This is a genomic window from Paraburkholderia sp. BCC1884 (genome assembly GCF_900996225.1).
Lineage (GTDB): Bacteria > Pseudomonadota > Gammaproteobacteria > Burkholderiales > Burkholderiaceae > Paraburkholderia.
On record NZ_CAAJGL010000112.1, the window covers coordinates 1 to 25,057 of the forward strand.

The 25,057-nt window shown below is 64.5% G+C and carries 21 protein-coding genes; 7 read left to right on the forward strand and 14 right to left on the reverse strand.

Annotated elements, in window-relative coordinates; genetic code table 11:
• Nucleotides 1-359: 359 nt before the first annotated feature.
• Together FQ705_RS25610 and FQ705_RS25615 are read left to right on the forward strand one after the other, a co-directional pair.
• The gene (locus FQ705_RS25610; protein ID WP_144145816.1) at nucleotides 360-2,711 is read left to right on the forward strand and encodes a UvrD-helicase domain-containing protein; all 2,352 of its coding nucleotides are present in this window, start codon (nucleotides 360-362) and stop codon (nucleotides 2,709-2,711) included.
• Nucleotides 2,708-3,517 (forward strand): 5'-methylthioadenosine/adenosylhomocysteine nucleosidase, encoded by an 810-nt coding sequence (locus FQ705_RS25615; protein ID WP_144145818.1) that lies wholly within the window; start codon nucleotides 2,708-2,710, stop codon nucleotides 3,515-3,517. The genes FQ705_RS25610 and FQ705_RS25615 overlap by 4 nt, the downstream gene beginning before the upstream one ends.
• Here FQ705_RS25615 and FQ705_RS25620 read toward each other — a convergent pair.
• Nucleotides 3,514-5,493: a propionate--CoA ligase gene (locus FQ705_RS25620; RefSeq protein WP_409934736.1), complete on the reverse strand. Its 1,980-nt coding sequence runs from the start codon at nucleotides 5,491-5,493 to the stop codon at nucleotides 3,514-3,516. The genes FQ705_RS25615 and FQ705_RS25620 overlap by 4 nt on opposite strands.
• Nucleotides 5,494-5,646: 153 nt before the next feature.
• Nucleotides 5,647-6,897, reverse strand: a complete 1,251-nt coding sequence (locus FQ705_RS25625) for an MFS transporter (protein ID WP_144145822.1) — start codon at nucleotides 6,895-6,897, stop codon at nucleotides 5,647-5,649.
• 430 nt (nucleotides 6,898-7,327) lie between these two features.
• Here FQ705_RS25625 and FQ705_RS25630 point away from each other — a divergent pair, with 430 nt between their 5' ends.
• Nucleotides 7,328-8,998: a methyl-accepting chemotaxis protein gene (locus FQ705_RS25630; RefSeq protein ID WP_144145824.1), complete on the forward strand. Its 1,671-nt coding sequence runs from the start codon at nucleotides 7,328-7,330 to the stop codon at nucleotides 8,996-8,998.
• A 219-nt stretch (nucleotides 8,999-9,217) separates the two neighbouring features.
• On the opposite strand, the gene FQ705_RS25635 is transcribed toward FQ705_RS25630, so the two are convergent.
• The 4 genes from FQ705_RS25635 to FQ705_RS25650 are packed head-to-tail and all read right to left on the reverse strand — an operon-like array spanning nucleotide 9,218 to nucleotide 14,201.
• Complete coding sequence (locus FQ705_RS25635) at nucleotides 9,218-10,078, reverse strand: HlyD family secretion protein (RefSeq protein ID WP_144146659.1); 861 nt, start codon at nucleotides 10,076-10,078, stop codon at nucleotides 9,218-9,220.
• 13 nt (nucleotides 10,079-10,091) lie between these two features.
• A complete protein-coding gene (locus FQ705_RS25640) occupies nucleotides 10,092-10,292 on the reverse strand; it encodes a DUF1656 domain-containing protein (protein WP_144145826.1) in 201 nt (66 codons plus the stop codon).
• Entirely contained in the window at nucleotides 10,282-12,492 is a 2,211-nt protein-coding gene (locus FQ705_RS25645; RefSeq protein WP_144145828.1) for an FUSC family protein, read from the reverse strand. Before FQ705_RS25645 ends, FQ705_RS25640 begins: the two co-directional genes overlap by 11 nt.
• An 11-nt stretch (nucleotides 12,493-12,503) precedes the next feature.
• Nucleotides 12,504-14,201, reverse strand: a complete 1,698-nt coding sequence (locus tag FQ705_RS25650) for an efflux transporter outer membrane subunit (protein WP_144145830.1) — start codon at nucleotides 14,199-14,201, stop codon at nucleotides 12,504-12,506.
• A 154-nt stretch (nucleotides 14,202-14,355) separates the two neighbouring features.
• On the opposite strand from FQ705_RS25650, the gene FQ705_RS25655 reads away from it, so the two are divergent.
• Nucleotides 14,356-15,294, forward strand: a complete 939-nt coding sequence (locus FQ705_RS25655) for a LysR family transcriptional regulator (RefSeq protein WP_144145832.1) — start codon at nucleotides 14,356-14,358, stop codon at nucleotides 15,292-15,294.
• 207 nt (nucleotides 15,295-15,501) lie between these two features.
• Nucleotides 15,502-15,660 carry a hypothetical protein gene (locus FQ705_RS34205; RefSeq protein WP_186307997.1) on the forward strand — a complete coding sequence of 53 codons (159 nt, stop codon included), beginning with the start codon at nucleotides 15,502-15,504 and terminating at the stop codon, nucleotides 15,658-15,660.
• A 39-nt stretch (nucleotides 15,661-15,699) separates the two neighbouring features.
• Here FQ705_RS34205 and FQ705_RS25660 read toward each other — a convergent pair whose 3' ends face one another.
• The 5 genes from FQ705_RS25660 to wrbA form a co-directional block, all read right to left on the reverse strand.
• The gene (locus FQ705_RS25660; protein ID WP_144145834.1) at nucleotides 15,700-16,428 is read right to left on the reverse strand and encodes an SOS response-associated peptidase; all 729 of its coding nucleotides are present in this window, start codon (nucleotides 16,426-16,428) and stop codon (nucleotides 15,700-15,702) included.
• 130 nt (nucleotides 16,429-16,558) lie between these two features.
• Nucleotides 16,559-17,365, reverse strand: coding sequence for a metallophosphoesterase (locus tag FQ705_RS25665; protein WP_144145836.1), 807 nt, complete (start codon nucleotides 17,363-17,365; stop codon nucleotides 16,559-16,561).
• 48 nt (nucleotides 17,366-17,413) lie between these two features.
• Entirely contained in the window at nucleotides 17,414-18,832 is a 1,419-nt protein-coding gene (locus tag FQ705_RS25670) for an FAD-binding oxidoreductase (RefSeq protein WP_144145838.1), read from the reverse strand.
• A gap of 85 nt (nucleotides 18,833-18,917) precedes the next feature.
• On the reverse strand, nucleotides 18,918-19,388 hold the full coding sequence (locus FQ705_RS25675) for a DUF2069 domain-containing protein (protein ID WP_144145840.1): 471 nt from the start codon (nucleotides 19,386-19,388) through the stop codon (nucleotides 18,918-18,920).
• Complete coding sequence (gene wrbA / locus FQ705_RS25680) at nucleotides 19,385-19,987, reverse strand: NAD(P)H:quinone oxidoreductase (protein ID WP_144145842.1); 603 nt, start codon at nucleotides 19,985-19,987, stop codon at nucleotides 19,385-19,387. Before wrbA ends, FQ705_RS25675 begins: the two co-directional genes overlap by 4 nt.
• Before the next feature lie 154 nt (nucleotides 19,988-20,141).
• Between wrbA and FQ705_RS25685 the strand changes: the two genes are divergently transcribed.
• A complete protein-coding gene (locus FQ705_RS25685; RefSeq protein WP_186307999.1) occupies nucleotides 20,142-21,455 on the forward strand; it encodes a YihY family inner membrane protein in 1,314 nt (437 codons plus the stop codon).
• Nucleotides 21,456-21,515: 60 nt separating this feature from the next.
• Here the strand turns inward: FQ705_RS25685 and FQ705_RS25690 are convergent, their stop codons facing one another.
• From FQ705_RS25690 to FQ705_RS25700, 3 genes are all read right to left on the reverse strand, one after another.
• Nucleotides 21,516-21,836, reverse strand: coding sequence for an Mpo1-like protein (locus FQ705_RS25690; RefSeq protein WP_144145844.1), 321 nt, complete (start codon nucleotides 21,834-21,836; stop codon nucleotides 21,516-21,518).
• A 210-nt stretch (nucleotides 21,837-22,046) separates the two neighbouring features.
• Nucleotides 22,047-22,880, reverse strand: coding sequence for an alpha/beta fold hydrolase (locus tag FQ705_RS25695; RefSeq protein WP_144145846.1), 834 nt, complete (start codon nucleotides 22,878-22,880; stop codon nucleotides 22,047-22,049).
• Nucleotides 22,877-24,301, reverse strand: coding sequence for an O-acetylhomoserine aminocarboxypropyltransferase (locus tag FQ705_RS25700; RefSeq protein WP_144145849.1), 1,425 nt, complete (start codon nucleotides 24,299-24,301; stop codon nucleotides 22,877-22,879). Before FQ705_RS25700 ends, FQ705_RS25695 begins: the two co-directional genes overlap by 4 nt.
• A 241-nt stretch (nucleotides 24,302-24,542) precedes the next feature.
• On the opposite strand from FQ705_RS25700, the gene FQ705_RS25705 reads away from it, so the two are divergent.
• Nucleotides 24,543-25,001, forward strand: coding sequence for a CBS domain-containing protein (locus tag FQ705_RS25705; protein WP_144145851.1), 459 nt, complete (start codon nucleotides 24,543-24,545; stop codon nucleotides 24,999-25,001).
• Nucleotides 25,002-25,057 lie beyond the last annotated feature (56 nt).

Sequence of the window (25,057 nt, forward strand, 5' to 3'; positions counted from 1 at the left end):
ACTGCTACGACCTTTACATCGCCCATCATCACTTCCACACCATCGACATGAACATGACGGAATGACCGGATAAATGTGTTACCCATGTCCCGTTACGGGTGTTACCCATGTCCCGAGTCCATACACGGCGGCAAAGAAAGTGAGTGCCCCCCCGCACAGGGGGAACGCTAATAGACCACCATGACCTCAAGGAAAGGCCAAAAAACGCAAAAACCAAAGGCCAAAAACCGCAAAAACCAAAGACCAACCCCACCCCGCCAGGCAGACAAAAACCCCACCAACCGCCAGTCAGAAACACAAAAAAGCGCCGCCCCCGCCGGGGCATATAATGTCGCACGACCTGCCGCCCCTCCAGACAAATGCCCGACCTGCTAGCCAATCTCAACCCCGAACAACACGCCGCCGTCACGCTCCCCAACGAACCCGCGCTCATCCTCGCCGGCGCGGGTAGCGGCAAAACCCGCGTGCTCATCACACGCATCGCATGGCTCATCCAGCACGGTCTGGCCTCGCCCGCCACCGTGCTCGCCGTGACCTTCACGAATAAGGCCGCCCGCGAAATGATGTCGCGCCTTTCGGCGCTTCTCCCCATCGACACGCGCGGCATGTGGATCGGCACCTTCCACGGCCTCTGCAACCGCATGCTGCGCGCCCATCACCGCGATGCCGGCCTGCCGGCCACCTTCCAGATTCTCGACACCGCCGACCAGCTCTCCGCGATCAAGCGTCTCATGAAGGGCCTCAACGTCGACGACGAAAAGTACCCGGCGAAAAATCTCCAGTACTTCATCAACAACGCGAAGGAACAAGGCCTGCGCCCGAAAGACGTCGACGCCACCGACAACTTCAACCTCAAATTCGTCGAACTCTACGAGGCCTACGACCAGCAATGCCAGCGCGAAGGCGTGGTCGATTTCCCGGAACTGCTGCTGCGCTGCTATGAATTGCTCGCGCACAATCCGCCGCTGCGCGCCCACTATCAGGCGCGCTTCCGCCACATTCTGGTCGACGAGTTCCAGGACACCAACAAGCTGCAGTACGCGTGGCTCAAAATGCTGGCGGGCCAGACCAACTCGATCTTCGCGGTCGGCGACGACGATCAGTCGATCTACGCCTTCCGCGGCGCGAACGTCGGCAACATGCGCGACTTCGAACACGAGTTCAATGTCCGTCACCTGATCAAGCTCGAGCAGAACTATCGCTCGCACGGCCATATTCTCGATGCCGCCAATCAGCTGATCGCCAACAACTCGCGGCGGCTGGGCAAAAACCTGCGTACCGACGCGGGTCACGGCGAACCGGTGCGCGTGTACGAATCCGCCACCGATTCGCAGGAAGCCGGTTGGATCGTCGAGGAAATCAAGGCGCTCATCAGCACGGGCACCTCGCGCAGCGAAATCGCGATCCTGTATCGCAGCAATGCGCAGTCGCGCACGATCGAACACACGCTGGTCAATGCGGGCATCGCGTATCGTGTGTATGGCGGCTTGCGCTTTTTCGAGCGTCAGGAAGTCAAGCACGCGCTCGCCTATCTGCGCCTGATCGACAATCCGAACGACGACACCGCGTTCGCGCGCGTGGTCAATTTCCCAACGCGCGGCATCGGCGCGCGCTCCATCGAGCAACTCGCGGACGCGGCGCGTCTGTACAACTGCTCGATGGCTGCGGCGATTCCCTATGTCGCGGGCAAGGCGGGTTCGAGTCTCGCCGGCTTTGCGAACCTGGTCGGCAAGATGCGCGCGGAAACGCAGCAGATGAGCTTGCCGGAAACCGTCGAATACGTGGTTCGCGCGAGCGGTCTCTCCGAGTTCTACCAGAACGAACGTGAGGGCCAGGACCGGCTGGAGAACTTGCAGGAACTGGTCAACGCGGCCGCCGCATTCGTCAGCGAAGAGGGCTACGGCATGGACACGCCGGCGCGCTCGATTCCGCTGCGCCCGGGCGCGACCTCGGCGCCCGAACTGGCCGTCGAAACCGACGACCCGAACACTGTCGTGCTGGACGCACCGGGCATCGCCGATCCGGCGCAAAACCCCGACACGATGACGCCGCTCGCGGGCTTCCTGTCGCACGCGTCGCTGGAAGCGGGCGACAACCAGGCGCAAGCGGGCCAGGAAGCCGTGCAGCTGATGACGGTGCACGCGGCCAAGGGCCTCGAGTTCACCGCAGTGTTCATCACCGGTCTCGAAGAGGGGTTGTTCCCGCACGAGAACAGCGCGATGGAATCGGACGGGCTGGAAGAGGAGCGTCGTTTGATGTACGTGGCGATCACGCGGGCGAAAGAGCGCTTGTATCTGTCGTTTGCGCAAAGCCGCATGTTGCACGGCCAGACGCGCTACAACATCCGCTCGCGTTTCTTCGACGAATTGCCGCAGGAAACGCTCAAGTGGCTCACGCCGAAGGTCGAGGCGGGCGCGCGTTGGGGCGGCCGCTCGGACAACGCCGGTTATGGGCGCGACTGGTTCTCGCGGCCGGGTTACACGGGCCCCGCCTCGTCGACACCGGCGCAGTTGCCCGCCTTCGCGAACGAGCAGCGGGCTGCCGAGACCGGTTTCCGGGTCGGCCAGCAGGTGTTCCACACGAAGTTCGGCGAAGGCACGATCACCGCGCTCGAAGGCGGTGGCGTCGACGCCAAGGCGCAAGTCAAATTCAAGCGCCATGGCGAGAAGTGGCTGGCGCTCGCGGTAGCCAAATTGCAGGCGGTGGAATGAGCGCACCTGGCGACGATACGGTTCGCAGCGGCGCCCCGGTTTCGCATCGTCCGCTCGGCATTCTCGCGGCCTTGCCGCAGGAACTCGGCGACCTGATCGAAGCGATGCGCGCCGAGTCCGGTCTGCGCACGATCACGCACGGTCAGCGGGACTATCACCTGGGCACCTTCCACGGCGCGCCGTGCGTCGTCACACTGGCGCGCGTCGGCAAGGTCGCGGCGGCGGCCACGGTCAGCGCGTTGATCCATGCGTTCGATGTCGAAGCGGTGGTTTTCACCGGCGTCGCCGGCGGAGTGGGGCAGGAGGTGCGGGTCGGCGATATCGTCGTGGCGAGCGAGTTGCTGCAACACGATCTCGACGCGTCGCCGCTGTTCCCGCGCTTCGAAGTGCCGCTGCTGGGCGTGTCGCGTTTCTCCGCGAACGCATCGCTCGCCAGCCAACTAGCCGCAGCCTGTGAACGCTTTATCGCGGAAGAGGGCGCGGCGACGGCCGCGCGTTTCGGCACCCGCGAGCCGCGCGTGCATCGCGGCCTGATCATTAGCGGCGATCAGTTCGTGGCGAGCGCGGCAGGCGTCCAGGCCTTGCGCGATGCGTTGCCGGATGCGCTCGCGGTCGAGATGGAAGGCGCGGCGATTGCGCAGGTTTGCCACGAATACGGCGTGCCTTGCGCGGTCGTGCGCACCATTTCCGATACCGCCGACGACCACGCGCCAGCTTCGTTCGTGGCCTTTCTCACGGAGATCGCCGGCACGTATTCGAACGCGATTCTCACGCGCTTTCTGGCGGCGCGCGGTTCGGCGGCCTAGCTCTTTTTACTGCCGGTCTCCCCTAGCGCCTCGCGCACCTGCTGCAACGCCGCCGGATCTTCGATCGTCGGCAAATCGCCTGGCTCGCGACCCTCGGCAAGCGCCGCGATCGCGCGCCTCAGCAGCTTGCCGGAGCGCGTCTTCGGCAGCATCGACACCACCACCACGCGCGCCGGCCGGGCAATCGCGCCAAGTTGGCGATCGACCGTCGCCGTGAGTTCGGCTTCGAGCTTCGTGCGCTTCTTTCCGTCCGCGAAGGCTTGCGCGTCGCGCAGTACGACGAAGGCCATCGCCGCCTGACCTTTCAGCGCATCCGTCACGCCGACCACCGCCACCTCGGCGACGGCCGCGTGGCTCGACAACGCCTCCTCGATCTCGCGCGTGCCGAGCCGATGGCCCGCCACGTTGATCACGTCGTCGGTGCGGCCGAGGATCGTCACGTAACCGTCTTCGTCCTGAATGCCCCAGTCGAAGGTCGAATAGACCTGCTGGTTCGGAATGCTCGACCAGTACGTGCTGACGAAGCGCCTGTCGTCGCCCCACACGGTCGACATGCAGCCCGGCGGCAACGGATAGCCCAGCGTGAGCACACCTTTCTCGCCAGGCGTGCAAGGCTCGCCGGTGAGTTCGTTGCGCAAGCTCAGATCGAAGCCCGCCGACGGCACGCCCGGCGAGCCGAGTTTGGTGGGCAGCGCCTCGACGCCGCGCGGGATTGCCAGCATCGGCCAGCCGGTTTCGGTCTGCCAGTAGTTGTCGATCACCGGCTTGCCGAGCGCGTCGGCGATCCATGCGGCGGTCGGCTCGTCGAGCGGTTCGCCCGCCAGAAACAAGCTGCGCAGGCTCGACAGATCGGCTTGTTTAAGCAGTTTGGGGTCCTGTTTTTTCAGCACGCGCAGGGCGGTCGGCGCGGTGAACATCAGATTGATCCTGTGCTGTTCGACGAGCCGCCACCAGATGCCGCCGTCGGGGCGAATCGGCGTGCCTTCGTACATCACGGTCGTCAGGCCCGCGATCAGCGGGGCATAGATGATGTAGCTGTGGCCGACCACCCAGCCCACGTCCGATGCCGTGAACATCGTGTCGCCGGGCTGGCCCTGAAAAATGTGTTCCATCGATGCCGCCAGCGCCACCGCATAGCCGCCGACGTCGCGTTGCACGCCCTTGGGCTTGCCGGTGGTGCCCGACGTGTACAGCACGTAGGAAGGCTCGTTGGACTCCAGCCATTCGCACGGCACGTGGGCGTCGAAGAACTGTTCGCGCAGCGGTTCGTAGCTGACCAGATAGCTGGCGTTCAGACGTTCGGGCGCGAGTTGCCGATCGATCAGCAGCACGTGCGGCGTCTTGTGATTCGCGCGCGCCAACGCTTCGTCTACGAGCGGCGTGTAGTCGATCACCTTGCCGCCGCGCGCGCCGGCGTCGGCGGTGACGATCAGCACGGGTTTCGCGTCGTCGATGCGGGCCGCGAGATTAGGCGCCGCGAAGCCGCCGAACACCACCGAGTGAATCGCGCCGAGGCGCGCGCAGGCGAGCATCGCGAACAGCGCCTCGGGAATCATCGGCAGATAGAGCAGCACGACGTCGCCGCGCTTCACGCCGAGCGAGCGCATCACGGCGGCCATGCGGTTGATTTCCGCGTAGAGCTCGGCGTAGGTGTAGCGTCGCTCGATGCCGGTTTCCGTCGAGACATAGACCAGTGCGTTCTGCTGCGCGCGCGCGGCCAGGTGACGATCGACCGCGTTGTGACACAGGTTGGTGCGTCCGCCGACGAACCAGCGCGCGAACGGCGGATTCGAGCGATCCAGCACCGTGTCGAACGGCGTATGCCAGTGGATGCGCCGCGCCTCGTCGCGCCAGAAATCTTCAGGGTTCTCGATCGAACGGCGGTGGAAGTCGCGATAGCTTGTCATCTGCGGCGATCCTTCGGCTGCGTGAGGAGTCGGATGGCGGGCCGTGCGGCTGCAGGGTGGGCGGCGCACGAGCAGGGTAGGAATCGCACAAGCATAGAGCAGGCGCGGCCTCGCGGACAACGCGGGTTCACCATGAGCGCGGGCATTCGTCGCGTGGGTGTCCCGTCAAAGAAAAAAGGCGCCGTAGCGCCTTTTCTCAGTCGTGCCGAAACGATCCGATCGTCAGGCTTTCGCGCGCTTGCCTTCGACGTCCGGCAAGAACACCGTCAGCACGCCGATCAGCGGCAGGAACGAGCAGACCTTGTACACGTACGTGATGCTGGTCGCGTCGGCCAGTTGCCCGAGCACCGCCGCGCCGATCCCGCCCATGCCGAACGCGAAACCGAAGAAGAGTCCGGCCACCATCCCGACCTTGCCCGGAATCAGCTCCTGGGCGTACACGAGAATCGCCGAGAACGCCGAGGCGAGCACGATGCCGATCAGCACCGTCAGCACGCCGGTCCAGAACAGATTGGCGTACGGCAGCAGCAGCGTGAACGGCGCCACGCCGAGGATCGACACCCAGATCACGTACTTGCGGCCGATCCGGTCGCCGATCGGACCACCGATCACCGTACCCGCCGCCACCGCCGCGAGGAACACGAACAGATGGATCTGAGCGGTCTGCACCGGCAAGTGGAACTTGTCGATCAGGTAGAAGGTGAAGTAGCTGTTGATGCTCGCGAGGTAGAAGTACTTCGAGAACACCAGCAGCATCAGCACGCTCATCGCGAACATCACCTGGTTGCGTGAGAGCGTGGCGTGCGAGGTTTGCGCGCGGGCTTTCTTCACCGACGGATGCTGCTTGTACCAGCGGCCGATCTGCGTCAGCACGACGATCGCGACGAGCGCCGCCACCGAGAACCACGCAATGCTGCGCTGGCCATGCGGAATCACGATCAGTGCCGCGAGCAGCGGTCCGAGCGACGAGCCCGCGTTGCCGCCCACCTGGAACAGCGACTGCGCGAGACCGTGACGGCCGCCCGAGGCCATGCGCGCCACTCGCGACGATTCCGGATGAAACACCGACGAACCGCAGCCGACCAGCGCCGCTGCCACCAGCAGCACGCCGAAGCTCGGCGCGACCGACATCAGCAGCAGGCCGGCGAGCGTGAAGCCCATGCCGACGGGCAGCGAATACGGCTTCGGATGCTTGTCGGTGTAAGTGCCGACCAGCGGTTGCAGCAGCGACGCGGTGATCTGATAGGTCAACGTGATCAGGCCGATCTGCCCGAACGACAACGAGAAGTTGTCTTTCAGCATCGGGTAGATCGCCAGGATCAACGACTGGATCATGTCGTTGAGCAGGTGCGTGAAGCTGATCGCACCGAGCACGGAATACACCGTGCGCTGGACTTTGGCGGCCGGTTGCGCGGCGGCGGGGGTGCCGGCTGGCGCGCCGGCGAGGGCGCTTTTATCGAGGCTCGTTTCCATACGCTAGACAGGAGAGAAGAAAAACTGCGGGTGATGAGTCGAAATCGCCGTCGTGGCCGGACAGGCCCGTTGCTGCGACATTACGTCGCGCTTTTCGGCGTTTGTTAGCTATTTGTCGAAGTTTAAATTGGCTTGAGCGAATTGTAAGGACAAGTTTTGTCGCGAATCGGACACTTTCGGCATCGGTCACGATCGCGGCGCAGGCTTGGTAAGCATTTTCATAAAAGTGAGCCCGGAGATTTTTGGCCATGTATAAAAACCGTCGCGGGCGCGAAGCTTACAAAACGGCGCGTTCGAAGCCGGGTGACGGGCGGCCGGTCATTGAGCGAGAACGTTAAAGATCGCCGATGTTCAGGCCGTAAACACGCACGGATAAGTAGCAATGCCGGAACCGACCTTTCCGGCAGCTCTATAAGTGGGGACGGGGAATATGAAAGCAGTGTCGCTGGGCAAGCAGAAGGGGTTCGTGGCGCAGGCAGAGGCGACGGGCAAGCCGCCCGCGCGTGGCCAGAGTCGCCGCGCCGGGGTGGTGAGGTTCAAGGGTTTGTCGGTGAAGGCGATGTTGCGCCTCGCGTTCGCCGTGCTGCTGATCGGCACGCTGGCGATCGGCGTGTTTTCGCTGACACAGATCAGCCGCCTGAATGCGTCCACCCAATCCATCTACGATCAGGGCCACGTGGCCAGCCGCGCTGCCGAAGAAGCGCGCGGTCACATGCTGCGCGCGAGCCGCGCGCAGAAAATGCTGCTCACCGCGACCACCGCGAAAGAGCGCGACGAGCTCGGCACCGACATCGACACGGACTTGAACGGACTTGCCGTGGAACTCGGCACCTTGCAAAAGTACGTCGACACTTCCGACGCGAAGTCGGTCGGGCAGCAGAAGAAATTTGCCGCCGGCGTGGCGCTCTGGAGCGGCCATCTGCGCGACTTCGTGACGCTCGTCAAGGCGCAGCCGCTCGACCTGTCGCAGATGAACTGGCAGGTTGGCACGCAGGACGTGTCGTTGCTGGTCGAAACCGAAAAGCTCGAAAAGATCGTCGACGAACTCGTAGCGCAGCGCGGCACTGCGGCGAAGGCGACGATCGAGGCATCAGGGTTTATTTACCATTCGTCGTTCGTGATGATGGCGCTGATGACGATCGGTCTGATCGTGCTGGCGTTCGGCATCAGCGAATGGGTGGTGCGGCGGCTGGCGGGCCAGCTTGGCGGCGAACCGGCGTACGCCAAGGAAATTGCCAGCCGGATTGCGGCGGGCGATCTGTCGAATCCGATTGCGCTGGGCCGCAAGGACAGCTCGAGCATGCTGTATGCGCTGCACGACATGCAGAGCGGACTGGCGACGACGGTTGCCGACATTGCATCGAGCGCGGATGCGATTGCGACTGCGTCGGGACAGATTGCGATGGGCAATCTGGACCTGTCGCAGCGTACCGAACAGCAGGCGATGGCGCTCGAGCGGACCGCGAGCAGTATGGAACAGTTGACGTCCACGGTACGGCAGAACGCCGACAACGCGAAGCAGGCGAGCACGTTGGCCAACAACGCGTCGGAAATCGCGGAGAAGGGCGGGTCGGTGGTGGGCCGGGTGGTGGCGACGATGAACGACATCAATGAGAGTGCGCGCAGTATTGGCGACATCATTGGCGTGATCGAGGGGATTGCGTTTCAGACCAATATTCTCGCGTTGAACGCGGCGGTCGAGGCGGCGCGCGCGGGCGAAGAGGGGCGTGGATTCTCGGTGGTCGCGGCGGAGGTGCGCAATCTGGCGCAGCGCAGCGCGGCGGCGGCGAAGGAGATCAAAGGGTTGATCAGCACGTCGGTCGAGCGCGTGGGCAATGGCTCGGCGTTGGCGCAGAACGCCGGGCAGACCATGGATGAAGTCGTCAAAGCGGTGAAGCGGGTGACGGACATCATGGGGGAGATTTCGGCGGCGTCTTCGGAGCAGAGTGCTGGGATCGAGGAAGTGAACCTCGCGGTGACGCAGATGGATTCCGGGACGCAGCAGAATGCGGCGCTTGTGGAGCAGGCTACGGCGGCGGCTAGATCGTTGGATGATCAGGCGAGAGGGTTGAAGGCGATGGTGGGGAAGTTCAGGTTGTAGGGGTGGTTTTTTGCCTGCTCGGCGGCTTGGTTTTGGTTTTTTGGGTTGTTGGGTTGTTGGGTTGTTGGCCTTTCCTTGAGGTCACGGTGGTCTATTAGTGTTCCCCCTGTGCGGGGGGGCACCACCATGACTTCAAGGAAAGGCCAACAACCCAAAAAACCAACCCCCCCCCAATACGCCACCCCCAAAAAAAGCCGCCGCGCAGCCGGCAAAAAAACCTCACCCAGGCGTAACAACAACCGTACAAGTAATCCCCGCCGCCAGAACCACATCCTCCGGCACGGAATCAATCTTCACCCTGACCGGCACCCGCTGCGCCAACCGCACCCAGTTGAAAGTCGGATTCACATCCGCAAGCAACTCGCGACTCTCCGGATTGTCCCGATCGTAAATCCCTCGGGAAATACTCTCGACATGCCCCTGCAAGGTCCCACCGCTCATCAACCGGATCTGCGCCTTATCCCCAACACGCACATGAGGCAGCTTGGTCTCCTCAAAATACCCATACACCCAGAACGAATGGCTATCGACGATCGCCAGCTTGGCTGACCCAGCCGTCGCATAATCGCCGCGAAACACGCTCAGATTCGTCACGTAGCCATCCACCGGCGACACCACCCGCGTCCGCGCCAGATTCAGCTTCGCCGCATCGAGCGCAGCCAGCGCCTGCTGATACGAAGCCTCCGCAGCAGAAGCCGTATGCGTCGCATTCTCGCGACTCTCTTTCGACACCACCAGCGCATCCATATCCGCACGCCGCTGCGCATCGTCGCGCTTCATCTGCAATTCGGCCTTGCGTGCGGCCACCGCGGCTGCCGCCTGCTCGACCGCGATCTCATAGTGCGACGGATCGATCTGCATCAACAGATCGCCCTTCTTCACCAGTTGATTGTCCTTCACCGGCAGATCGACCACGGCGCCCGACACATCCGGCGCGACGTTGACGATCTCGGCGCGCACGCGCCCATCGCGGGTCCACGGTTCATCCATGTAGTGAACCCACAACACGCGACCAATCAGGATCGCGATAACAAAAATAATGGCTGTCGCAACGAAGCCAACGATATTTCGGATGGTCATGATTCGACTCTGATCAACGATAAACGGCGAGACCAAGCACGCCGCACACACACACGAGCAAGCTGGCCCGGAACAAGGACGGATGCCACACCACGCGATACAGGCCCGTATAGGCGATCACGCGGTCCAACAACCAGGTAAGCGCGGCGCCCGCAACGAACAGCAGCACGATGGCCGGCACGTAAGCATCGAAAACGGCGACATCACGTGGCATGACGAACTCCTTCTGACGCGTCGGCCCGTGCGCTCATCAACGGCTCAAGCGGCGATTGCGGATCGAGCAGCGCGGTACGAATGAAATGCAATTGACTCAGGATGCGTTGCAATTGATGACGCTCCTCACGCGGCGGCGTGAAGGCGGCGAGCATCTGTTGAACCGCGGCGATAGCGTCGGTGGTTGCGGCGAGCGCGCGGTCGAAGCGGTCCTCGCGCGGCCGCTCGAACAGCGCGGCCAGCGCGTCGCGCATCGCACGTAACGAGACGCGCCACGGCATCGACTTCGCATAACGTGCGTCGGCGGGCAGCGCGGCCACTTCACGGCGCAGATCGATCACCGCGTTGCCCACTTCGAGCACCGAGAACAGCCAGCGCAAGGTATCGCGCTTGAGTGCCGGCTCGTTCGGGGCGAGCGCGTTGATCTGGAACATCAGATCGCGCGCGCCGCTCTCGAAGCGCGAGCGCACCCGCCGCATGCCGGCGCGGCTCGCCAGCACCACCTGACGGCGCAGATCCACCAGCAGACGATTGCGCAGCCACGGCGTCGACGGCGGCAGCAAGACCGCAAACGCGACCGACGACACCAGCATCGACAGCACCAGTGCAAGCGCGTCGTTGATGGTGCCGCTCGGGTCGTAATGAATCACGTTGTCCGGGCCGGCGAGAAAACAGAAAAAGATGCAGTAGCCGACGCCGTAACCGGCCAGCGCGGGCCGCGTCGTCATGAACACGCCGAGCAGCAGGAACGGCGTAAGCACCGCGCACATCAACGGAAAACCGTCGACGTGCGGAAACACGCCATACACGGCGATCATGCCCATGACGGAGGCGACCAGCGTGCCGCCGGCCATCTGGAACGCGGTGCGCTTCGGATTCGGCGACGACGACGCCAGCGCGCACACGGCGGCCGCGTTCAGCGTCAAGGTCGAGCCGCTCGGCCACGCGGTCGCGATCCAGAACGCGCCGAGCACCATCATCACGACGGCGGCCCGCACGCCCGACACGCCGGCCGCGATCGCGTTGGTCTTGGGCTCGTAGCGCTCGATCCAGCGTTCGCGCTCATGAGTGTCGACCGCAAGCGATGCGTACGTGGCCGCATAGGCATGCAGATCGTCGATGAAGCGGTAGAGCAACTCCGCGCCGGTGTCGAAGTCGAGCAGCGGCGCGTCGGGATGCGCTTCCAGTTCGGCGCGTGTCGCGCGCACCCGCCTGGGCAACGCGCTTTTGTAGGCGTCGAGTTGCGCGGCGGCTTGCGCGGCATCGGCGGCGCTCAGCACGGGCTCGCCCGACTTCGCGAGCAGGGGGGCGATCTCCCTGAAATACGGTTCGAGCGCCTCGACGGCGACGGCCGCGCCGCTCACGCCCGTGTGACGCAACCGGTTCATCAATTGATGCAAGGCGTGAAAGCGCGTCGATGCAGTCATGAACTCACTGTTCAGGCGGGCGAGGCGGCCGCCACGCATGCGCGAATCCGGGCCCTCGAACACGGCCACGCTGCGCGCCGCTTCGAAACCGACGATGTCGGCGACGAAGCGCGCGTTCGTCGCCTCGATCTGCGCGCGGTCGTTATGCCCGGCGAGCGACGCGGACACATACTCGACGAACGCCGAAAAGCGCGCCCGCACGGTGCTGCGCATCTGCAAGCCTGCGAACTGCGGAAACACGAGTCCGCTCACCGCGCCGGCGCAGACGATGCCGACCACCACCTCGGCCACCCGTGTGAGCGCGCTGAGAAACGCGCCGTCGGGATGCTGCGAAGCGGGGATGCCGATCAATGCGGCGGTGTAGCCCGCGAGCACGAAACCGTAGGATTTGAAGTTGCGATTGCGCGCCGCGCCGGCCGTGCAGATGCCGACCCAGATCGCCGTGGTCACGATAAACAGTTCGGGTTGCTGGGAGAACAGGCCGATCAGCGCCAGCATCACGACGAGGCCGACCAGCGTGCCGCAAATCCGGTAGAAGCTTTTCGCGAAGACCATGCCGCTTTGCGGCTGCATGACGATGAACACGGTGGTCATCGCCGTGCGCGGTTGCGGCAAGTCGAGCTTCATCGCGATGCCGAGCGCGAGGAAACAGGCGGCCAGCGCCTTGAACAGGTAGACCCAGGTGAGGCCGTCGGTGCGCGCCCAGTCGGCGGCCGCCGCGTACCACGCGGCTAGCGAAGTGGGGCGCGGGGCAGGAGAGGAGGAGGCTGACATGGGCGGCTTCCTTACTCAGCCGCCGGCGCGTCGGCCGAAGGGCGCGCGGTGGCGGGCGCAGTGGCAGTGGGAGCATTGGCATTGGCGGACACAGCTGTAGTCGCAGTTGCAGCCGCTGTCGCTGTCGCCGTGGCACCCGCGTGGCTACCCATGCTCACCTGACCAGCCGGGTTCACCGTCTTCTCCGTCTCGGCGGGTTTGCCCACTGAGCCGCCCTTACCCTTGCCATGCGCCGGCAACGTTTCGTTCGCCTGTGGGCCGTTGGCCGGGTCGTCGAGACCGCCGCCGAGCGCGATGACCAACGACGCGTGCGCGCCGAGCCGTTCGGCCTGAATCTTCGCCACGCCTTCCTGCGCGCGCAGCAACTGGTTTTGCGCGACCAACACGTTCAGATAGTCGGTCAGCCCGCGCCGATAACCTTCGCGCGACAAATCGTAGTTCTTGCGAGCAGCGGCGACCGAACGGTCCGCATCGTCCGCCTGGGTGGCGAGCGAGCGAATGCGGATCACCTGATCGGAGATGTCCTTGAGCGCGCCGACGATCGACTGGTTGTAGCTCTCGACCGCCACGTCATAACCGGCCGATGCCGCGCCGAGTTGCGAGCGCAGACGTCCGCCGTCCAGGATCGGCAGCGACAGCGCCGGCCCGGCGCTCCAGCTATGCGACGGATTCTTCAGGAACTGGAACAGCGGCCCCATCGCCGCATAGCCGCCGATCGACGCCAGCAGGTTGATGTCCGGATAAAAGTCGGCCTTGGCGACGTCGATGCCGCGCGCCTGGGCAGCGACCGTCCAGCGCGCCGCGACCACGTCCGGCCGATGGCCGATCAGATCCGCCGGCAACGCGCCCGGCAGGCTGGCGGGTCCGGTATCGAGCGACAAACCCGGGCGCTGGATCGCATCGCCCGCGCCCGGACCCTTACCGGCCAGTGCGGCCAGCTGGTTGCGGCCCAACGCGATCTTTTCTTCGATTTCGTCGATCTGGCGTTCGTATTCCGGCATCGGCGTTTCGGCCTGGCTCACTTCGAGTTGCGTGCCGATGCCGCCTTTCAGACGCCGGTTGGCGAGATCGACGATCTGCTGTTGCTGCTGCAGGGTCGCCTTGGCGATGTCGAGCAGCGCGTAGTTCAGCGACATCTCGATGTACGTGCGCACCACGTTGCCCTGCAATTCGAGCTGGGCGGCGCGCGCATCGGCGGCGCTCGCGTGGGCGGCGTCGAGTGCGCGCTCGGCGGCGTTCCTGTCCTTGCCCCAGATATCGAGGTGATACGACAGGCCGAGCGTGCCGGTGTTGTTCCAGGACTGCTCGCCCGCAAGCGGTCCGGGCCCGTAGTAAACGTTATCGGCCCATTTCTGACGCTGGATCGACATGCTGCCGTTGACCTGCGGCGCGAGCGCCGAGCGTGCCACGCCTGCCATCGACATGGCTTCGCGCACGCGCGCCTGCGCGGCGGCGAGATTCGGATTGCCGGCCTGGGCGTCGTCGATCCACTGGTTGAGCTGCGGATCGTTATAGGCGCGCCACCAGTCGGCGACCGGCCATTGGGCGTCTGAATCGGCAGCGCGAATGGCGTTGCCCACGTCGAGCGTGGAGGGGGTGGTCTGGCGCGTCTGCGGCGCGACTCCACCGGTACTTGCACAGCCGGCGATTGTTAATAGGATCGTAAAAACCGCCCCTGCGGCGACCCCTCTTTGTACCGGAGACTGCACGATTCCTCCAAAATTGATCATAGAAGCATGGGCGTCATTATATTTTTTGATCGATTGGGGAATAACTGGTAAAGATGCAAGGCATTTTTACGCGATATGAGACAATCGCCTTTGCGAATCGTGTAACAATCGCTACCGATCACCAAGGGATGTCATGGATACGCTTCAAAACATGCGTGTATTCGTCCGCGTCGTCGAAGCGGGCAGTTTTACGGGTGCCGCGCAGCATCTGAATACGACTACGGCGTACGCGTCGCGTGCGGTGTCGGATCTGGAAGCGCATCTGCGCACGCGTCTTTTGAACCGCACGACGCGGCGCATTGCGCTGACCGAGGCGGGCGAGCGCTATCTGCAGCGTTGCGAGCAGATCCTCGCCTACGTGGATCAGGCGGAAGCCGAGGCGAGCGACGCCCACGCGCGCCCGTCCGGCAAGCTCAAGGTTCATGCGATGACGAGCTTCGGCCAGCACTATGTGGTGCCGGCCGTCGGCCGTTACCAGGAGCGCTATCCGGACGTGAATATCGAGCTGACGCTGGCGCAGCGCATGCCGGATCTGCTCGACGAAGGGTTCGACGTTTCACTCACGCTGGCCACCGGGCTGTCGGATTCGGCGCTGGTGTCGCAGCGGTTGGGCAGCGCGTTCAGCATTGCCTGCGCTTCGCCGGCTTATCTGGAGCGTCGCGGCGTGCCGCAAACCCCGGGCGACCTTGCGCAGCACACCTGTCTGCAAATGGTGACGCCGGTTTTTCCCATCGACAAATGGATCTTCGACGGCCCGAACGGCGAGGAAACGATCGCACTCGGCCCGACCACCTTCCAGGTGAATGTGGCCGAAGCGATGGCGGTGGCGGTGTCGAGCGGCATGGGCGTCGGGCTGATTCCGCTCTATTCGGCGATCAGCGGACTACGCAGTGGGAAACTGGTGTGGCTGTTGCCCGAATACACCTCGCAGGAGATGAATCTGTACGCGCTGTACCCCTCGCGGCAATATCTGGACGCCAAAATCCGCACGTGGGTCGAGTTTCTGCGCGACGAACTCCCTGCCACGCTTGCCCGCGATCACGAAGAGTTGCGTCAGTTCGCGCGAACCTGAGCGTTGCGTCGCCGTGTTTCACGGTTGATTGACGTTCGAGCGCAGGCCGGCGTGACAGGCTGTTACACAACTGCCGCGTCGCAACATTTCCTTACTTCTCGGCCGCAGTCGATTTGCTAACGTGTCGATCAGGCGCTGCGGGATGAACCGGACGCGCTGAGTTCGCCGCTGTTCGGCAAACCGCAATCACTGAAGGACGAGAGACTCATGGATACGCATCTGATGATCGGCGTGGCCGTCATGTTTGGACTGATCGGAATCGCCGCATCGCGCGACTTGCTGCGCCGCTTGCGCGAACAGCAGCCGCAACTGGTGCCGGTCAAGGTCGAACACCCGGATAGCCGGGCAGCACGGCAAGATCGCTGAGATTCGAGGTCTTTTCCTCTGCTGTAAAGGCGCTCGCCGTCAGTGCAGCGCTTCGATCAAACCCGGTTCATCGTTGAGCGTGCGGTCTACCTCCTGACTCACCCGGTGCCAGCGAAAGCGGCCGGCGGGCAGGCAGGCGCGCCGCGCCAGCTGTTCGAGTTCGTCGAGCGGCAGGGCCGGGTCCAGCCAGCGTCGTGCCGCCTCGGGTGCGAAGACCAGCGGGCGACGGTCGTGCACGTCGATCAGGCCCGCGTCCGCGGTGGCCGTCACGATCACCAATCCCATGCCTTCCGTTTGCGGCTCGCTGCCGCGCACGCTCGATAACGCCGCGAGGTACATCGGCGCGTCGCTCTTCAGGCGGACGAAGTAGGGCTGCCGCGGCGCTGTGTCTTTTGGCGCGCTATCCGTCGCACCGTTCGCCGGCTCGCCGGCCGACGCGCCGACCGCCCGCCACTCGAACCAGCCGTCCGCCGGCACCAGCACCCGTCCCGTTTCCCAAAGATCCTTGAAATAGCGCCCGCTCGGCGCGGCTTCGGCGCGCGCGTTGATGGTCTGCGGCAGGTGCTGCTCGCGGGCCCAGTCCGGGCAATAACCCCAGTGGATCGCATGCAGGGTCTGGTCGGGGTAGATCGCGAGCGGATGAGTGCCGGGCGCGAGGTTGTAACCCGGACGACGGTCGGCGGCGTCGAACAGCATGAGCGGGTCGGTGAGACCGAGGTGCTGGGCGTAGAGATGCGGATCACGGTACTGGCTGATTCGACCACACATGAGCGAACTCCGGAGACAGCCGGCGCGGGCGGCGGCGACCTCAACAGCGTAGTGCCTCCCGGTGCGCCTCGCCACCCCGATCGGCACCAGGTTGCGCGTCAGATCGACGAAACCAGATTTTTCGACGGCCTTAGATTTCGACGACCTTGTCCCACGCAAAAAGCGGATTTTCCAGCTGGCCGGTGCGCCGGTCGAGATAGCCGCGCGGATTGCAGACCACGCGCGTGCCGTTCACCGTGTAGTCGAAGGGCGTATGCGTGTGGCCATGAATCCACAATGCCACGGGCGCCCGCACCAGCTCGGGCAGATGATTGACGAAGCCCGCCGACACGCGATCTTCCGCATAACGCTGCGCCAGACTCAGCCGATGCGGCGCGTGATGCGTGACGACGATCGTTTTGCCGTCGAACGGTTTGGCGAGTTCCTGTTCGAGCCACGCGCGTGCGTGCCGATGCAGCGCGAGCGAATCGTCCGGCGTGAAATCGCGGCTGGCGTCGTGGGTGTCGTGCGGCCAGTTCATCTGGATCAAGCCGCGAAAGTCGAGCATGGCGCGGCGCGACGCGCCAATCGATTCGGCCAGCGTGTCCGGGTCGGCGCCGAATAAGGCGAAGTCGGTCCACAAGGTTGTGCCGAGCACGCGCCAGCGGCCCTCGGGGTCCACCAGCGTGGTGTTGTTCAGCAGGTGCACATTGTCGACCTGGGCCGCCGCGTCGTGCATGGCGGACTCGAGCGCGCCGAATTCGCCGTCGTAGTACTCGTGATTGCCTGGCACGTAGACTATCGGCACCGCGTCGTCGAAGGTCTGCGCGGCCCAGCGCGGTCCGGCCGCGTGATTGTGGATGTCGCCGGCCAGCACGATCAGATCGGCCTGCGCATGCGGGATCAACTCCGGCTCGTCATTCTCCAGATGCAGATCGGACAACACTCGAATCTTCACGGACACGACTCCTGCAAAGGGCCCCGCGCGGGGCGCAAACTTCAGACGCTAGCGTAGCACCTTGCCCGGATTCATCAGGCCCAGCGGGTCGAGCGCACGTTTGACGGCGCGCATCATCTGCACTTCGACGTCCTGCTTGTAGTGCATGGCTTCGTCGATCTTCAATTGCCCCAGGCCATGTTCCGCGCTGATGCTGCCGCGATGGCGATGCACGCTGTCGTACACGATCTGGTTGATCGGACTCTGGTACTGCTTGAGGAACGCCTTCGCATCGATACCTTCCGGCGCCTGCACGTTGTAGTGCAGATTGCCGTCGCCGAGATGGCCGAACGTCACCATGCGAACGCCCGGCACGGCCTGGGCGATCGCGGCGTCGGTTTCCTCGATGAAGTGGCCGATGCGCGAGATCGGCACCGCGATATCGTGCTTGATGTTCAGACCTTCCTCGGCCTGGGCGAGCGGAATATGCTCGCGCAGATTCCAGAACGCGCGCGATTGTGCGAGGTTTTCGGCCACCACGGCGTCCTGCACGAGGCCTTCTGCAAGCGCGGTTTCCATCAGACGCTCGAACAATCCGCGCGCGTGCTCCTCGCTTTCGCTGTCGGACAATTCCAGCAGTACGACTTGCGCGTGCGACCCGGCGAACGGATAGCGCATCTGTTCGAAATGCCGGCCGACCAGCCGCAGACAAAAGTCCGACATCAGTTCGAAGCCGGTTAGCAGCGGCCCGGCGACGCGTTGCGTCAGCGACAGGAAATCGAGCGCCGCATGCGGCGAGGCGAGCGCAGCCAGCGCCGTGACGCGCGCGGCCGGTTGCGGATGCAGCTTCAGCACGGCAGCGGTGATGATGCCGAGCGTACCTTCCGCGCCGATGAACAGATCGCGCAGATCGTAGCCGGTGTTGTCCTTGCGCAGTCCGCGCAGGCCGTCCCATAGCTCGCCTTGCGGCGTGACCACCTCCAGGCCGAGACACAGCTCGCGCGTGTTGCCATAGCGCAGCACGCCGGTGCCGCCGGCATTGGTGGCGAGATTGCCGCCGATCGTGCAACTGCCCTCAGCCGCGAGACTCAGGGGAAACAGGCGGTCGGCCTCGACGGCATGGCGCTGCACGTCGGCGAGGAGAACGCCGGCTTCGACCGTGATCGTGTTGTTGTGCGGATCGATGTCACGCACCCGATTCAGACGCCGCAAGCTGATGACCGCCTGCGCGCCGCTCGCGTCCGGCGTGGCGCCGCCGGCGAGTCCCGTGTTGCCGCCTTGCGGCACGAGAGCGATGCGATGTTCCGCCGCGAGTTTGACGAGCGCCGCGACTTCAGAGGAGGTGGCGGGGCAGAGCACTGCACAAGCCGCGCCGGTGTAGCGGCGCCGCCAGTCGGTGAGATACGGGGCGGTGTCGTGCGGATCGGTCAGCACGTGCGCCGTGCCGATGGCGTCGCGGCAGGCGCTGAGGAAGGCGGTTTGGGTCATGGTGGTCGGTCAGCTTGGTTCGGTCGGCTTGTTCGGGACGGACAGGGATGTCGAGGCTAAGGCCGGAGAGCTTGCGCGCATCGGCCTATGTTTCAGGCTGGTGCCGAGCCTGTTTGGCGGCGCGTTTCGCCGCGCGCTTGAACGGTGCGACATAGGCCAGCGTGCAGACGAAAAACACCAGGGCGAGCGCGGTTTCCAGCCAGCCCAGACGTGCGCTCAAACCGCGATCGCTCCAGCCGCGCACGATGCCTTCGGCAAAATACAGCAGGATCAGCATCGACGCCCACTGCAGCGTGTACAGCCGGTGCCGCCACACGCCGGGCAGGGCGAGCAGCAGCGGTACGGCTTTGAGCACGAGCGCCGAGCCGCCTGGGCGCAGCGGCGCGAGCCACCATTCCCACGCGACGCACAGAACGATCAGCGCGATCAGGGTTGCCGTGGCCCCGAGCGCGGCACCGGTTTTCCGCGGCACCGGGATAGCGCTTGTCGACGTGGATGGGACCGTTGCGTGGCCTACCTTCGAGCCGGCCGCCGGTTCACGCTGAGGCTCGTTCACGGCCTTTCGCTCAGGGACGCCGCCGTGCGCGCGACGCGTGCGCCTAGCGCGATGGCAAGCGTTTTTTCGTCGACGGAGATGCCCTGGTCGGCGCTGCCGGCGCGCGCGAAATGCGATGCGCCATAGGGCGTGCCGCCGGTTTGCGTGGTGCTCAATGCACTCTCCGTGTACGGAATGCCGACGATCAGCATGCCGTGATGCAGAAGCGGCAGCATCATGGAGAGCAACGTGGATTCCTGGCCACCATGCAGACTGCCGGTGGAGGTGAATACACAGGCGGGCTTGCCGGAGAGCGCGCCGGCCAGCCACTGCGGCGTGGTGCCGTCGAGAAAATATTTGAGCGAGGCAGCCATGTTGCCGAAGCGGGTGGGCGAACCGAGCGCGAGGCCCGCGCATTCTTCGAGATCGCGCAGTTCGACATAGGGCGGACCTTCTGCCGGAATATCCGGCTGGGTCGCTTCGCAGACGCTGGAAACCGGCGGCACGGTGCGCACGCGCGCCTGCATGCCGGGGACGCTGTCGACGCCGTGCGCGATCGCCAGCGCAAGCTCGCGCGTGGCGCCGTGACGGCTGTAATAGAGCACGAGAATGTCTTTCATAGGCCTCATCGGTGAACGGGTATTATAGGGGCTCGGTCCGCTGGAGAGGCCACTCATAGCCGTTCGGCCAGGTGTCGCCAAGGTGCCGGCCGAGGTCTCGGCACGCACGGGCGCACGGACCCGAAACAGAGGTACACGAAGCAAGGAGGCAGGTTTGTTGTCCAGGGTGCGTTTCGATCTCGACACGCTCAAACGGCTCGCGCAGTTCGCCGCACAGCGCAGCAGCGAAGAGCGCATTCCGCAGGTGGCCGGCAGTCTCACGTTCACCACCATGCTTGCGCTCGTGCCACTTGCCACGGTGGCTTTCGCTTTGTTTACCGCGTTCCCGATCTTCAGTTCATTCCAGGAGTCGCTGCAGTTTTTCCTCGCCGACCACCTGATGCCCGCGCAACTGAATAGCCAGATTTTCAAGTATCTGAATCAGTTCGCCTCGAAGGCCAAGGGGCTCACCACGATCGGCATGATCCTGCTGTTCGTCACGGCAGTGATGACGATGATGACCGTGGAGTCTGCCTTCAACGTGATCTGGCGAGTGCGCAAGGCGCGGCCGATCGCGCAGCGCATTCTGGTCTACTGGGCGATCATCACGCTCGGCCCGATTCTGATCGGCGTGAGTCTGTCGATATCGTCGTACCTGTTCACGCAATCCATGACCTTTACGGCGGCCCAGCGCATGACGCCGGTTATCGAGTGGGCGCTCACGGGCGCCGCACTGCCGCTGACGGCGCTCGCCTTTACGATTCTCTATGTGTATCTGCCGAACTGCCGTGTGGAATGGCGCGACGCGGTAATCGGCGGTGTGACCGCAGCGGTCGCCTTCGAATTGTCCAAGCGTGGTTTCGGCTATTACGTGCGCCGTATTCCGACCTATACCGCGGTGTATGGCGCCTTCGCCGCCGTGCCTTTGTTCCTCTTGTGGATGTACCTCTGCTGGTTCATCACGCTCGCGGGCGCGATGATCGCCTCCGCGTTGCCGGCGATCCGCATCGGGCAGTTTCACCGGCCCACCTTTGAAGGCAGCGATCTGTTCGACTCGCTCGAACTGCTCGCGCGGCTCTCGGAAGCGCGCGACGCGGGCACGCGCGGCTACACGGTGGCCGAGCTCTCGCGCATGCTCCGCCGCGACATGGACACCACGATCAGGCTGTTGCAAAGGCTCGAAGAGATCGAATGGATCACGAGCCTGCAGGAGGACGGCATGCGTCCGCACTTTCTGCTGCTGGCCAACCCCGCGCAGATTACGGTGGAACGTCTGTTCGACCTGTTCGTGATCGATCGTGCGGAGCTCGACTATCAGCTCGAACTCGACTCCACGCGCGTGGATGGCCAGATGCTGCTGGCGGCGCTGGAGAACGACAAGCTGAAAGTGACGCTCGCCGCATTGCTCACGGCCCGTGCGGCCGCGCGGGCGGCGCAGTCGGGTCAGGGCGAAGAGGGCACGCCGTCAATGCCGCAACAGGCCGCCTGAACCGGAGCTGAGCCTGAACCTGGGCATTGCGGCGCCTGCGCGGCGCTGCGACGGGCATGACTACAACGAAATCTTGCCGACGCAGATGTCCTTGAACATCACCCAGTCGCCCATCAGGCTATAAAGCGGATGCCGGAAGGTAGCCGGCCGGTTCTTCTCGAAGAAGAAATGCCCGACCCAGGCAAAGCCATACCCGCAGATCACGGCCGCCGGCAACCAGAGCCAGTCGCCGGTGGCGAGCGCCATGGCTAGGCAGCCGATCACGCCGAGCGAGCCCACGAAGTGCAGCCGCCGCGACACCGCGTTGCGATGCTCGCTCAGGTAATACGGATAGAACTCCGCGAAACTCGCGAAGTGATCGGTGTGCGCGGTTTGAGCCATCGCGGCCTCCGGATTTCTACGCTGCTCGATTCTGTGCCTGTCGCTCCCAGTCGTTTCGCCACGTGCCAGGATGCTCGACACGCGCTCGAAACCGGACAGGCGTGACCCATTGTGCGGCTATCGGACCCTCTGCGCAACCTGGCCGTTTGGCCGATGGCGCGGCGCGTTCGCCACGGTTATCGTGAGCGTTCGCATGGGCGTTGCAGCGATTTAACGAGTCGTGCGATGCGCTTTGGATGCGAAGCTGAAGAGGGCGTCCAGGGTAGCGTCGGGTTGCTCGGCCATCAATGCGTGACCGGCTTCCAGTATCACCGTGTCGACCGGCGTGCCCGCATGACTCAGGACATCGGCGAGTGCTTTGGCCGCTCGTGGCGGCGTCATCGCATCGCGTCGGCCGACGATCAGACGCGTCGCGCAGCGCACCTTGGCGGCGCGGGCCGGTCCTTCGGTGTAGGTATTGCAGGCGGTGAAATCGGTGTGGAACAGCTGTGGTTCGCCGCGTGCCGAAACGCGTTCCATCAGCCGCTGGTTCATGCCGTGCAACCAGAAGCCCGGGCCGGGACTGGACGGTTTGGCCGCAAGCGTCGAATGCGACCACTGGTTGACCATGCCGATCGCTTCGGGCTCGCGATGCAGGGCGGCGTCGAGCAAGGTTTCGGAGACGGCCATGGGCATCGCCGTGGCGAGTAGGGCGAGGTGAGTCGCCCGGTCCGGATAGCGACCGGCGAAGTCGAGCGCGATCAGCGAGCCCATGCTGTGGCCCGCCACGAACGCGCGTTGCACGCCGGCGGCATCGAGCAGCGCGGCGAGCCAGTCGGCCATCGCGCCTATCGTGGTGAGCGCCGGCCCGGCGCTGCGGCAGTGGCCGGGCAAGTCTACCGCCAGCACGCTGAAACCGTGATGCGCGAAGTAGCGCGTTTGCAGCGCCCAGACGCTGTGGTCGTGCTCGGCGCCATGAATGAATACGGCCGTCGGCAGGCTGGTGTCGAACGCTTTGCCGCCGGTGTATGCGTAGGCGGGTTTGCCTTGAACAGTGAGGATCATGCGGACTCCGGGCGCGGTTGGGTGGCGGCGTTCGCCGTACCGGAAGAGTCAGTGTCGACCGCTGCGGCGGATCGAGTGGAGTGAGACGATTGTGCGGATTGGGCAGACGAACCACTCGCCGCCGTGCCGGAACCACCAGCTTTCTGCGCGGCTTTCAGCGCGCGCTTGAGGTCGTCGATCAGATCGTCGGCGTCTTCGAGTCCGATCGACAAACGGATCGTGCCTTCGGCAATCCCGGCCGCGGCGAGTGCGGCGGCGTCCATGCGAAAGTGCGTGGTCGAGGCGGGATGGATCACGAGCGAACGCGCGTCGCCGACGTTCGCAAGGTGCGAGAACAGCGACAGCGCTTCGATAAAGCTGCGGCCGGCGGCGCGGTCGCCGCGCAGGTTGAAGCTGAACACGGCGCCTGCCCCGCGCGGCAGCAGGCGCTTTGCGAGCGCGTGGTCCGGGTGCGTCGGCAATTCGGGGTAGGCGACGCTTTCCACCGTGGGATGAGCGGCGAGAAACTCGACCACGCGGCGCGTATTGGCGACGTGCCGCTCCATGCGCAGCGGCAGGGTCTCGATGCCTTGCAGCAGTTGCCAGGCAGCCTGCGGATGCAGGCAGGCGCCGAAGTCGCGCAGACCCTCGCGCCGCGCGCGCAGCAGGAATGGCGCGACGGTGCTTTCCTCGGTAAACACCATGCCGTGAAAGCCGGCGTAAGGCTCGGTGAATTCCGGGAAGCGCCCGGAAGCTTCGAAGTCGAAGGTGCCGCCGTCCACCAGCACACCGCCGATCGTCGTGCCGTGTCCGCCGAGGAATTTGGTCGCCGAGTGATACACGAAGTCGGCGCCGTGCTCGAAAGGCTTGAGCAGATAGGGCGTGGTGAAAGTCGAGTCGACCAGCAGCGGCACGCGGTGCTCGTGCGCGATCTGCGCGACCGCGGCAATGTCCAGCACGTCGAGGCCCGGATTGCCGAGCGTTTCGCCGAACAGCAGGCGGGTGTTCGGGCGCAGCGCGGCGCGCCACGCGTCGAGGTCGCCCGGCTTGACGAAGGTCGTCTCGATGCCGAAGCGCCGCAACGTGTAGTGCAGCAGGTTATGCGAGCCGCCATACAGCGCACTGGAAGCGACGATATGCGAGCCCGCGCCCATCAGCGTGACGATGGCCAGATGCAGCGCGGCCTGGCCGCTGGCCGTGCCGATCGCCCCCGCGCCGTTTTCCAGCGCGGCGACGCGCTCTTCGAAGACGGCCACCGTCGGATTCGAAATGCGCGAATAGACGTGACCGGCGCGCTCCATGTTGAAGAGCGCAGCGGCGTGGTCGGCATCGCGGAACGAAAACGAAGTGGTCTGGTAAATCGGCGTGGCGCGCGCGCCGGTGGTGGGGTCGGGGGCGGCGCCGGCGTGCAGCGCAAGCGTGTCGAAACGGTTGGCGGACATCCTGGGCGGCGAGGCCACGAACGGCCTCGCGAAAGGTGAAAGTGGCGGCCATCCTATCATCGGGGTAAATCGCTTCAAGCGCGGTTTTCCCGATGCGGGTACGCTCGCTCATAAGGGTTCGAGCTTGCCAAGGCCCCGCTGCGCCTTGGTGGGCGGGCCGCTTTCCTTTTATGGGCCTTTCCGCTAGGATCGAAAATCATTCATGCATTACCAGCTCAGCGGGCATTTCGGGAGACAGATCATGCGAGTCAGCGACATTCTTAAAGTCAAAGGCAACACCCTTTTCACGGTCACACCGGATACCACGCTGCATGAAGCGGTCAATGCCATGGCCGAACACGACATCGGCTCGCTGGTGGTGATGGAATACGGCGACCTGGTCGGCATGCTGACTTTCCGCGAAATCATCCTGACCTTGAGCGAGAACGGCGGTAGCGTGGGCACCTCCACGATCCGCAAGGTAATGGACGATCATCCGCTCACCTGCACGCCCGAAACCGATGTCAACGAAGTGCGCCGCATGATGCTCGAACACCATGTCCGTTATCTGCCGGTGCTGGAAAGCCGCACGCTGATGGGCGTGATCTCGTTCTACGACGTCGCGAAGGCGGTGGTGGAAGAGCAAGGTTTCGAAAACCGCATGCTCAAGGCCTATATCCGCGACTGGCCGGAAGAGCAGGAGCCGCAGCAGGCGCGTTGATGCGCGGTAAGTCCGGGGTGTCGATGGCGGCGCCACGACCGGGCGCGCCACTCGAG